The sequence below is a fragment of the Natranaerofaba carboxydovora genome, from assembly GCF_022539405.1.
GTDB lineage: Bacteria > Bacillota > Natranaerobiia > Natranaerobiales > Natranaerofabaceae > Natranaerofaba > Natranaerofaba carboxydovora.
In genome coordinates, this window is sequence record NZ_CP054394.1 from 1,981,894 (window position 1) to 1,993,948 (window position 12,055).

Below are 12,055 nucleotides of genomic sequence, written 5' to 3' on the forward strand. Positions count from 1 at the left end.
TTTTCTCTTACTTCTTTAACTTTAAAGAAGCTTGATGAAGCGGTCTATCATTTAAGTCTAAAAAAGCCTCCCAAACAGTTTCACTAAGTGTAGGATGAGAATAGATTGTTTCGGCAAGCTGAAAATCTTTTAATTTATATTTTACCGCAATGGTGCCTTCCTGAATAAGGTCAGAAGCATTTGGACCTAATATATGAATACCTAATACTTCATTTGTTTCTTGATGGGAGATTATTTTTGCAAACCCTTCTTCTTTCATTATCATAGCTTTAGAGTTTGCTTTAAAAGGAAATTTACCAACTTTATATGGTATCCCTTGTCTTTTACACTCATCTTCTGTTAAACCAACAGTTCCTACTTGTGGATGTGAAAAAACGCAAGCAGGTATTGCCTTGCTATCAAAATAACTATCTCTATAATTCATAGCATTCTCCGCAGCTACAATGCCCTGATGCATAGCTGCATGGGCAAGCTGAGATCCCTTTGAAACTATATCACCTGCAGCATAAACATTATCTAAATTTGTTTGCATTTTATCGTTAGTTACTATATAATTTCTTTCCATTTTAAGGCCTAATAACTTAGGGTCGATTCCATTTAAATTCGGTTCTCTACCAACTGACAAAATTATATCGTCCGCCATAATTTCAATGTCTTTTTTCTTTTTATTTACCTTTAGTCCGTATTTATAATTACTATTTTCATCTGTTTCAAAAACTTCAGTAACTTTACTATTTGTATGTACTTTTATACCTAATCTTTTAAGGTAGGTGCCAATTCGTTTTTTTATTTCTTCATCAAAAGGAGGCAAAGGTTTTGATTCAAGTTCTATCAATTCAACTTCTTTTCCCAACATAGCAAATACAGTAGCCATTTCAACCCCTATTACACCACCACCGATGATAACCACACGTTTGTTAGAGCTCTGCCAAAATTTATCTCCAGATACTACTTCATCCGCTGTCCAGCAAAAATTTGAAATTTCATCACCAACTATACTTTTATTTGGATTAGAACCATTTGCCAATATTATATTTTTTGCAACAATTTCTTCATTATTTACAGTGATTAGATTGTCCTTACCTATTTCTGCCATGCCATTTATATAATCAATTTCATTACTTTTTATAAGAGAGTTAATCCCAGATACAAGGTTATCAACGGTTTCGTTTTTAAATTTAAGTAGTTGACTTATATCAATATCTATATCTTTTTCTAATTCGATACTTTTAGCAAACACCCCATATTCTGAACTTTTCTTTAGGTCATAAAGCATCTTTGACCCTTGATAAAACGCTTTTGTGGGGATACAGCCTCGGTTCAGGCAAGTCCCACCTAGGGATCTGTCCTCTATCAAAAGAACAGAACCGCCAAGTTGTGCTCCTCTAATTGCACCACTGTAACCTGCTGGTCCACCACCTATAACTACCAAATCATATTTTTTCAATGTTGACATCCCCCTTTCTTTTATTTAAATTCCATTCCTTAGAACAATACTTTGATTGCTGTAGTCTCATACTCCATTCTTTTTCTAATTCGGTATACTCATCTTCTATAAATTCAATATTAAAAGCCTCTTCAAATCCTTTTATAATAGCTTTTTTACACTCGGATTTATTTAGAGAAGGATTTATATCCATAATTCCTATTGCCCTTTTATTTAATGTGTTTATAATTTTGGTTTTAGACAAGCTTGGTTTAAAATTAAAAACTTCTACATCTAATTCCGGCTTATAGTGTAGTTTGATAGAACCGTGCTGTAATATTACCCCTTTTCTTCTGGTTTGCGCACTACCTACTACCTTTCTATTATCTAGTAGAAGTTCATACCAGGAAGAAGAATCAAAACATGCTGATGAAAAATTTAACTTTCCCTGTTTCTTCTCTTCTTTTTTAGATATGGTTTTTATTTCAGGGTTAAGACCCAAAGCTTCTAATCCTTTTTTAATTCCTTGAATCAAAAATTTGTAAGATTCTATTACGCTTTTTGAGATTCCAAAAAATTTTTCCTCCATTACAAGACAATAAGTAATCTCATTAGCATGAAGAACACCACGTCCACCAGTAGGGCGGCGAACAATATCTACATTTAATTTATTTGCCCCATCTAAATTTATTTCTGAAGTGGCTTTTTGAAAATAACCAAGAGAGATGCAGTCAGGTTTCCAATCATATATCCTAAATACAGGCTGTTTTTTACCAAAGTAGTACGATTTTAAAAGGGCTTCATCTCTAGCCATATTTTCACTACCTCTTAAAGGCCCATCTAACAAAAGCCGCCATTTTTCCTTTCCCATGTTTACATCTCCTTTACAAACAAGTATGCACCACCTACATAACAATAAATAGAAGATTATTTAGTTAAAGTAGTTCTCTTATTATTCATCAGACCATGTCACTTTAGGCTTCCTAGCAGCACTTGCTTCATCTAATCTACTTAGTTGAGTTTTATTGGGAGCACTTTTTACTATATCTGGCTCTGTTGTTGCTTCTTCTGCAATTTTGTTCATCACCTTTATGAAATTATCAATATTTTCCTTGCTTTCTGTTTCCGTAGGTTCTATTAGCATAGCCTCATCTACAGTAAGAGGAAAATATACCGTGGGCGGATGAAATCCATAGTCTAGTAATCTTTTAGCTATATCCATAGTTTTTACACCCTTCTTAGCTTGCTTTTTGCCACTAATAACAAACTCGTGCTTACACTGGAGATTATCGTGGGAAAGTTCATAATGCTCTTTAAGGTTTTTTCTCATATAATTAGCGTTTAATACCGCATCACAGCTAGCCTGTTTAAGACCTTCTGCCCCCATCATGCAAATATAGCTGTAAGCTTTCAATAAGACATTAAAATTTCCATAATAGCCATGTACCTTGCCAATGCTTTCCTCAATATCATAATTAAAGAAAAACCTTCCTTTGTCACTTTCTTTTTCAACAGTAGGATAAGGTAGATAAGGAGCTAACTCTTTTTTTACTCCTACCGGTCCACTGCCCGGACCGCCTCCACCATGTGGTGTAGCAAAAGTTTTATGAAGATTAAGATGTACCACGTCAAAGCCCATATCACCAGGTCTTGTATAACCCATAATTGCATTTAAATTAGCTCCATCATAGTAAAGTAACCCTCCGGCTTCATGGACTAGATTGGCCACCTCATTTATTTCTGACTCAAATAAGCCAAGTGTATTTGGATTAGTAAGCATCAAAGCCGCTACATCATCATCAAGCACTTTTTTTAAGTCATTCACATCTACCAAGCCTTTATCGCTAGATTTGACTGTAATTACTTTAAAGCCAGCCATAGTTGCACTTGCAGGGTTGGTACCATGAGCAGTATCTGGACAAATAACTTTTGTGCGTTTTTCCCCTTTAGCTTCAAGGTATGCTCTAATCATTAATAATCCCGTTAACTCCCCATGAGCTCCTGCGGCAGGCTGCATAGTATACTTATCCATTCCTGTTATTTCTTTTAACTGTTCTTCTAGATTATACATCAACTCTAATGCTCCCTGGCATGTTTCTTCTGGTTGATCAGGATGTAGTTCAATAAATTGAGGTAGTGAAGCAACATCTTCATTTACCTTAGGATTATATTTCATGGTACATGATCCAAGGGGATAAAAGCCTGAATCAACACCAAAATTTTTGGTAGAAAGTTCAAGGTAATGCCTCATAACTTCTCCTTCATGTACCTGAGGTAAATTAGGTTGCTTTTTTCTTATTAGGTTTTCAGGAATAACTTCATTCAGCTCTATGCAATCTACGTCAGGAGAAGGAAGGAAATACCCTTTCCTTCCTTCTTTACTTTTTTCGATTATTAGCTTATTTTCATTCATTTCAACACCTCCCCCAAAATCTCTACAAAATAATCAATTTCCTCTCTAGTTCTTTTCTCAGTTACGCTTATCAACAAACAATTATTGAATTCATGGGAGATTCTACTGGCATCAATTCCAGCAAATATATTTTTATCTAATAGTTTTCTTTGCACCTTATCAACCGGTTCTGGTAATTTTACTAAAAATTCTTTATAATATGGTTTATCTCTATAAACAGGCGAAACTCCTATTTTTTCAAGCTCTTTTCTTGCATAGTGAGCTTTCTGTAAAGATAGTTCTGCTGTTTTCTTTAAACCTTCTGGCCCCATTAAAGACATATATACACATGCTGCAAGAACATTTAATGCTTGATTTGAGCAAATATTTGAAGTTGCCTTTTCTCTTCTAATATGCTGTTCTCTAGTTTGTAATGTCATAACATATCCTTTTTTGCCTTCTTTATCCTTTGTCTCCCCTACAATTCTTCCAGGCATCTTACGGATATACTTTTTTTTCGATGCAAAAAATCCTAGTAAAGGTCCTCCAAAACTCATTGGGTTACCTAGGCTTTGACCATCTCCAACAACAATATCTGCTCCCCATTTAGCAGGTGGTTCAAGAATAGCCAAAGAAATTGGATCAGACACTGCCACAAATTGGGTTTTTTTATCTTTTAATAATTTTTCAATTCCGGTGAAATCTTCAATAATCCCCAAGTAGTTAGGACTCTGTAATATTACACATGCAGTCTGGTCATTTAACATCTCTTCCAAAGAAGATAAGTCAGTAACTCCATCCACAGAAGGCACTTCTTTTAGGTCAAAACCCTGACCTTCTAAATAGGTCCTCAATACTTTCTTATAATTTAGGTTAACACTACTTGAGACAATGACCTGTTCACGCTTAGTATTCGCCACTGCATTGATTGCCGCTTCAGCCACAGCAGATGCGCCATCATAAATAGACGCATTTGCTGTTTCCATACCCGTTAATTCAGCAATCATTGACTGATATTCAAAAATACTTTGTAAAATACCTTGACTAACTTCTGCCTGATAGGGAGTATAAGAAGTGTAAAATTCACTTCTCTTGATTAAATGATCAACTATACTTGGAACATGATGATCATATACTCCTCCTCCCAAAAAAGAAATACATTCTTTCATGCTTTTATTTTTCGCTGCCAGCTCATCTATGTGTTTTTTTAACTCAAATTCACTCATGGGTTCGGGAAGTTTCAAACCATTCTTTAACCTGATTGAAGATGGGATATCTGTAAAAAGTTCATCTGTTGAAGCTATATTTAAATCCTGTAACATTTTCACACGGTCATCATCAGTATGAGGAAGAAATGGATTGTTCATAATTACTCCTCTCCTTCTTCTTGTTCTTGTTCTTGTTCTTGTTCTTCTATATGCTTTTTATATTCTTCAACAGACAATAATCCCTCCAATTCGCTTTTATCTGAAATTTCCATTGCAAATAACCAGCCGTACTCATATGGATCAGAGTTTATAGTATTAGGCTCATCTACTAACCTTTCATTTACTTCTAAAATGGTTCCAGTCACTGGTGCATAAATTTCTGCAACAGCTTTGACAGACTCTATTTCACAGATCACTTCATCTTTAGAAAAATCATCATTTTCTTCTGGAAGCTCTACAAATACGATGTCTCCAAGTTGTTCTTGTGCATAATCAGTTATACCTACATAAATCTTACCATCTTCAACTTTAATCCATTCATGATCCTCAGTGTACTTAAGTTCTCCAGGTAATTTTAAATCAATCATTTAGATCCCCTCCTGTAAAATGGCATTTTTGTAATATTAGCAACTTTAAAATTTTTTCTAATTTTGACCTCTAACTCCATTCCTTTTTCAGCTTCTTCCTTATGTTCAGTATCTATATACCCCATTCCAATTGGTTCATCTAAAGTAGGTGAAAAGGATCCTGATGTTACAAAACCGATTTTTTCGCCTTTATGATATAATTCAAACCCATTTCTTGGCACCCTTTTGTCTTTTAACTTAAAACCAATTAGCTTTCTTTTTAAACCTTTTTCTAACTGCATTTCTAAGCTTTCTTTACCTATAAATGAAGTATTAAATTTTATAAAAGGTTTAAGCCCTGCTTCTAATGGAGTAATCGTCTCTAAAAGTTCATTCCCATAAAGAGGAAGTGAAGCTTCCAGTCTCAAAACATCCCTAGCTCCAAGGCCTGCAGGCATCAATCCGTATTCCTTACCTACATTTTCGATCTCTTTCCATATATCTTCACTTATCTCAGGGGGGTGATAAATTTCAAAGCCATCTTCACCAGTGTAACCAGTTCTTGAAACTAATACTTCCTTGCCATCGAACTCTAAGTTAATAAAATTAAAATAACGAAGATTGCTCAAATCTTTATCTAATGCCCTTTCTAGAATTTGAACTGATTTTGGACCCTGTAAAGCTAACTGAGATACCTTAGTAGAGATGTCTTCAATTTTACATTGCTCATCATCAATCACTTGATTGATCCAGTTAAAATCTTTATTTATATTAGCAGCATTTACTATCAACCAAAATTTAGCTTCATCTAAACGGTAAACCAAAAGATCATCAATAACTCCACCATTTTCATTTAACATAAATGTGTATTGACACTTTCCCGGAGATAGCTTTGTAACGTCATTACTTAATAGATATTGCAGATTATCTACAGCTTTTCTACCTTCTACTAGAATTTCTCCCATGTGACTAACATCAAATATGCCTGCCTTTTCCCTAGTTGCTTTTACTTCTTCAATTATACCCTTATATTGAACAGGTAAAATCCAACCATTAAAGTCAACTAGTTTAGCTTGTTTTTTCTGGTGTATTTCATAGAATGATGTTTTTTCCCTTTGAAGTTTAGTAACCATAAATCTTAACCTCCCTTCCAGTTTTTATGAAATACAAAAAGGACAGAGTTAAAGCAATATAGCTTTAACTCTGTCCTACAAAGACCTGAGAGTTTTAACTCCTTCGGTTTCCTTTTTATAAAAAAGGAACTCTCCAGAGCTGCGTCATTCGACGGTCCTTTTACCTGAGAGATTCGCGGTAGGGCAAGCTAATATCTCCCCATCCGCTTGCTCCTTCGGTGCCCGCTCGAGCGAGTCTCTCCCGACGAAATCATCCGCACCTGTATTTACTTTGATTTTTGTCTATATTATAGTATATATTTTTTTCTTTGTCTATTAGAAATCTTAAAAAATCTTAAAATTTTTTGAAATCATAATAAAATTATTATGACTTAAGAATAACTAGAGTACTATTTGGTCCAGCTCCCATAGAATGAGATAGGCCTATTTTAGCTTTTTCAACTTGTCTTTTGCCTGCTTCTCCACGTAATTGTACGAGTAGTTCGTATATTTGTCCTCCTGCTGAAGCACCAAGAGGATGCCCTCTAGCAATAAGGCCTCCATCAGTATTTATAGGAATCTCGCCATCTAAGTCAAAATTTCCTCTTACTAAATACTCCAAAGCTTCACCTTCATCACAAAGCCCTAGTTCTTCAACTTCCCACATCTCAGAAGGAGCTACAGCATCATAAACCTGCGCAAGATCCACATCTTCCGGACCTACACCAGCTATTTCATAAGCTTCCATAGCCGATTGGACTGCCATACTTTTTGAAGAGAAATAATTCACACTTCCTATCAATCCTCCAGGTGGATACTCTTCTCCATAATAGCCGGATTTCAATACAGCTGCCTCAATAGAAACAGGTTTATTCATTTTTTTCAAACTTTTTTTATTACATAAAACAAAGGCTACAGCCCCATCTGCAAGGGGACAACAGTGCAACAGTCTCAAAGGATCTGCAACCAACCTTGAATTTATGACTTCTTCTAGAGTAACAGGCTTTTGAAAACGCGCATTTGGATTTAAAGAACCATTTTTTCGGTTTTTAACTGTTACTAAAGAAAAGTCCTCTTCAGTCATGTTTACTTTTTCAATGTACTTCTTCGCTGCCAGGGCATAGTTGCCGGGTTGAAAGTTAAATCCAGACTTAAGTTCCCATTCACTAAATGCCGTACTAGGTATGGGGCCTTTAGGCATTTTTTCCATTCCTAGCACTATTACAATATCATTAATACCATATGCTACATGATTATAACCAAGCCTAAAAGCAGAAGAAGCACTTGAGCAGGCATTTTCAATATTTATTATAGGAATTCCAGTTAGGCCTACCTGGTTTAGAGCCTGATGTCCAGATCCTGTCCCCTGATAGACACTACCACAAAAAGCTCCTTGAATCTGCTTCCATTCCATACCTGCATCTTCTAACGATCGAATTACTGCTTCTGTTCCAAAATCTTTACATTCCCTATCTGGAAAGTAGCCCCATTGTGTAATGCCTGCCCCAGCAATATACACTTCATTTAAATTGCCTAAATTATTTTTCATAATCAGCCCCCTTGCTTAATTAACTAATTGAAAGGCGTAGGTAAAATATTCATTTTCATCATCTTCATAAATTTTTATAATTGTTAAACTAACTTTTTCACCAATTGACATTTTGTCGTAATCATTACATAGCAAAGATTTCACTCTAACTTCAGGTAAATCTATTAGACCATAAGCAAAAGGAATTTCACCTTTGTAATAACCTCCAGAGGGAGATTGGCGAATAATTGTAAAGGTTGAAATTTCACCTTCTTTAGCCAGCAGTTTTTTTTCAATCCCATCTTTTTTCTGACAACATGAACAAAAATTATTGCTTGTTGGTGGAAAAAAGACCTCCCCACAAAAACTACATTTTTCACCCAATAATCTATAGTCACCTTTTTCATCTTTGGTCCAAAGCCCTTGTTTAAAAGGCACTTTTCCTTTAGGCATACACATCATCACCTCTACTTTGATCTAATATACTAAAATACCGCAGGATCTTTATAGGTACCATAAACTTCACGCAATACATTACTAATCTCTTCCACTGTGGCATAATTTTTAATTGAATCAATTATTGATGGAATCAAATTCTCTTCTTTTTCTGCTGCTATTTTAATTTGATCTAAGCATTTTCTAACTTTATCGTTTTCTCTATTATTTTTTAGGTTTTTTACTCTTTCCCTTTGTTCTTTCTCTGCTACGGGGCTGACCTTAAAAACAGGCATTTCAGATCCTTCTTCAGAATGGCAAAATTTATTAACACCTACCACACTTCTATCGCCTGTTTCCATCCTTTTCTGATATTCATATGCTGAATCACTAATTCGTTTTTGAATTATACCATTTTCAATAGAGGTAATAGCTCCACCTAAGCTTTCAATTTTATTCAATTCAGTTTCAACTTCCTGCTCAAGCTGATCAGTAAGACTCTCTAAAGCATGACTGCCACCAAGAGGATCTACCATTCCAGTTACTCCACTCTCATATGCAATGATCTGTTGAGTTCTAAGGGCAGTAGTAACTGCTTTTTCACTAGGTAAACCCAAAGCTTCATCATAAGAAGACGTTGCCAATACTTGTACTCCACCCATAACGGCCGTAAGTGCCTGTAATGTTACTCTAACAATATTGTTAAGGGGTTGTTGAGAAGTAAGAGAACCTCCCAAAGTATAAGCAAAAATATTTAATGCCATGCATTCATCCTTTTCAGAGTTAAATCTTTCTTTCATCAATTTGGCCCAAATTCTTCTTGCAGCTCTAAATTTAGCTGCCTCTTCAAAAATATCCATATCCGCTGCAAGAAATGTAAACAGTTTCGAGGCAAAATCATCTATATCTAGCCCCCTGTTAAGGGCTTCTTCTATATAAGCTATAGCATTAGCAAAAGTATAAGCAAGCTCCTGTACAGCTGTGCTACCGCTGTCTCTAATATGATAGCCACAAATTGCCATAGGAACCCAATTAGGAAGATGTTTAGACGTATACTCAATTACATCAATTGATAGCTTCACTGATTGTTTCGGAGGATATATATAAGTTCCCCTCCCCAAAAACTCCTTAAGTATGTCATTTTGAATTAGAACTCTAATACTATTTGGATCAATATTATTTTTCTCTGCAAAAGCAACTATCATTGCTAGTGCGATAGGGCTAATTGCATTAGCAGTAGTTCTTATCTGTTTAACTTTCTCAAAAGGAATGCCTTCTAGCAATTCTTCAATATCCTGAAGAGAATCCATTGCTACTCCAACACGACCTACTTCTCCAACAGATTTATCATTATCTGAGTCTATACCCATTTGTGTTGGTAGATCCAAAGCAATTGAGAAGCCAGTTTGTCCTTGATCAATCAAATATTTCAATCTTTTATTAGCTTCCTTAGCAGAAGCAAACCCGGAATATTGCCCCATTACCCAATACTCACTTCTGTACATGGTAGGATTAATGCCTCTAGTGAAAGGAAATTGCCCTGGAAAATTAATATTTTCTAGATAATTGTGATCTTTTGGGATAGAAACTCTCTCTAACGGTAAGCCAGTCTTTGTTGTAAATTCTTCTCTGATTTCTGGATGTTTTTTCAACCATTCACTTAACACATTTTCGTTCCATTCTTGGTAAGCTTTGTTAATATTATCAAAATCCAACTTCCTCACCTCACTTTGAACTGTGTTAATATTTTTAATTTGTATACCATTTCTTTGTTTCTTTTTTTAATATTTTTCCTGTTGGACCTTTTGGTAGATTATCAACAATATCTATAGATTTTGGTATTTTATAGTTTGCGATCTTCCCGTCACAATAATCTAGGATATCCTCTTCGTTTGATTTGGAATCTTCTTTAAGTACAACAACCGCTTTGACTTTTTCTCCCCAAAGTTCATCGGGTAACCCAAACACAACTGCATCCTGTATTTCTGGATGTTCATATAACACTTCTTCTATTTCACGAGGATATATATTAAATCCTCCACTAATAATCATATCTTTTCTACGATCAACAATATAAACATAACCATTTTCATCAATTTTGGCCATATCTCCAGTATAAAACCAACCATCTTTCAATTCTTTTGCTGACTCTTCAGGCTTTTTCCAGTATTCTCGCATAACATTTTCTCCTGTTGTAATAATCTCTCCTATTTCTCCTACTTCTACATCTTTATCATTATCATCAACAACTCTTACACGAACACCAAAAGCCTCTCTACCTGCAGATTGTAATCTTTTTAATTGTTCATCTGTACCTTCAAGGACATGATCTTCTTTAGGTAGAACAAGAACTGGATTTGGCGCCTCACTTAAACCATATACTTGTACAAAAACTCTACCAAACTTATTCATTGCTTGTTTCAATAATGACACTGGCATAGGAGCTGCAGCATAAACAATTGTTTTTATACTACTCAGATCATAATTATCTAGTTCTTTAAAATTAATAAGCATATTAATCATAGTGGGAACCATCCAAATAGTGGTAACCTTCTCCTTTTCTACAATTTTACAAAAGTCTTTCGTTGAAAACCTTGGCATAATTACATTACATGCACCTTGAACAAAGTGAGGTAATATTTTAGTCCCTCCCCCATGAGCAATAGGTGCAACAGTTAGTAAAACATCGTTTCGATTAATCTTCATTTCATCCACTAGGCAAGTTATCAAAGAAGAATAGCGGGATTGAAAATCTGTTACAGCTCCTTTTGGTTTTCCAGTAGTCCCAGAAGTATAAAGAATTTGATACAAATCTTCATTGGAGACCTCTTCATAAACCTCTTCAGAGTTTTCTAGCTTTAACATTTCTTCATAATCCTGAAAAAATTCTTTATATTCATCCGGATCATCCCCAACAAAAATAAAGTTTTTAACTGTTTCTAAATCCTTTATAATATCTTTTACTTTATCATAAAGCTCTGAACTAAAAACTAAAGTGTTAGCTTCTGAATCATTTATAATATAACTACATTCATTTGAAGAAAGTCTAGGATTAAGAGGAACTCTAACAAAACCAGATTTAATTAATGCAAAATCTACCTCCACAAATTCATTACAATTAGGTAATAAAATTGCCACCCTATCACCTTTTTTCACACCTAATCTTGCAAGTGCTTTAGCACATCGATTTGACCGATCATTTACTTCCTTAAAAGTAAAACGCTTGTCACCATATACCAGGGCTGTATCATCTGGAAAATAACGTGATGTGCGATTGATCATATAAGCTAATTTATTCTTCAATTTTTACTCTCCTTTCTTTAAATAAATAGATTTAAAAATAAAAAATCCAGCGGAAAAGCATTAACTGTCTAAAATGCTTAGCCGC

At 34.8% G+C, this 12,055-nt stretch carries 10 protein-coding genes and 1 riboswitch; all 10 genes read right to left on the bottom strand.

The features are described from left to right. Positions 1–7: 7 nt before the first annotated feature. Positions 8–1,447, bottom strand: a complete 1,440-nt coding sequence (gene lpdA / locus ACONDI_RS09460) for a dihydrolipoyl dehydrogenase (RefSeq protein ID WP_241078296.1) — start codon at positions 1,445–1,447, stop codon at positions 8–10. Then, complete coding sequence (locus ACONDI_RS09465; protein ID WP_241078297.1) at positions 1,434–2,297, bottom strand: lipoate--protein ligase family protein; 864 nt, start codon at positions 2,295–2,297, stop codon at positions 1,434–1,436. Before ACONDI_RS09465 ends, lpdA begins: the two co-directional genes overlap by 14 nt. Before the next feature lie 81 nt (positions 2,298–2,378). Continuing rightward, positions 2,379–3,839, bottom strand: a complete 1,461-nt coding sequence (gene gcvPB / locus ACONDI_RS09470) for an aminomethyl-transferring glycine dehydrogenase subunit GcvPB (protein WP_241078298.1) — start codon at positions 3,837–3,839, stop codon at positions 2,379–2,381. Continuing rightward, complete coding sequence (gene gcvPA, locus ACONDI_RS09475; RefSeq protein WP_241078299.1) at positions 3,836–5,185, bottom strand: aminomethyl-transferring glycine dehydrogenase subunit GcvPA; 1,350 nt, start codon at positions 5,183–5,185, stop codon at positions 3,836–3,838. Before gcvPA ends, gcvPB begins: the two co-directional genes overlap by 4 nt. A gap of 2 nt (positions 5,186–5,187) precedes the next feature. Continuing rightward, complete coding sequence (gene gcvH / locus ACONDI_RS09480; protein WP_241078300.1) at positions 5,188–5,613, bottom strand: glycine cleavage system protein GcvH; 426 nt, start codon at positions 5,611–5,613, stop codon at positions 5,188–5,190. Continuing rightward, complete coding sequence (gene gcvT, locus ACONDI_RS09485; RefSeq protein WP_241078301.1) at positions 5,610–6,725, bottom strand: glycine cleavage system aminomethyltransferase GcvT; 1,116 nt, start codon at positions 6,723–6,725, stop codon at positions 5,610–5,612. Before gcvT ends, gcvH begins: the two co-directional genes overlap by 4 nt. A 142-nt stretch (positions 6,726–6,867) precedes the next feature. Beyond that, positions 6,868–6,979, bottom strand: a riboswitch (glycine riboswitch). A 110-nt stretch (positions 6,980–7,089) separates the two neighbouring features. Next, positions 7,090–8,253 (bottom strand): thiolase family protein, encoded by a 1,164-nt coding sequence (locus tag ACONDI_RS09490; RefSeq protein WP_241078302.1) that lies wholly within the window; start codon positions 8,251–8,253, stop codon positions 7,090–7,092. A gap of 15 nt (positions 8,254–8,268) precedes the next feature. Next, positions 8,269–8,685: a Zn-ribbon domain-containing OB-fold protein gene (locus ACONDI_RS09495; protein ID WP_241078303.1), complete on the bottom strand. Its 417-nt coding sequence runs from the start codon at positions 8,683–8,685 to the stop codon at positions 8,269–8,271. 32 nt (positions 8,686–8,717) lie between these two features. Further along, positions 8,718–10,391 carry an acyl-CoA mutase large subunit family protein gene (locus ACONDI_RS09500; RefSeq protein WP_420848141.1) on the bottom strand — a complete coding sequence of 558 codons (1,674 nt, stop codon included), beginning with the start codon at positions 10,389–10,391 and terminating at the stop codon, positions 8,718–8,720. Between the two features lie 25 nt (positions 10,392–10,416). Then, a complete protein-coding gene (locus ACONDI_RS09505; RefSeq protein ID WP_241078305.1) occupies positions 10,417–11,970 on the bottom strand; it encodes a class I adenylate-forming enzyme family protein in 1,554 nt (517 codons plus the stop codon). Positions 11,971–12,055: the final 85 nt, after the last annotated feature.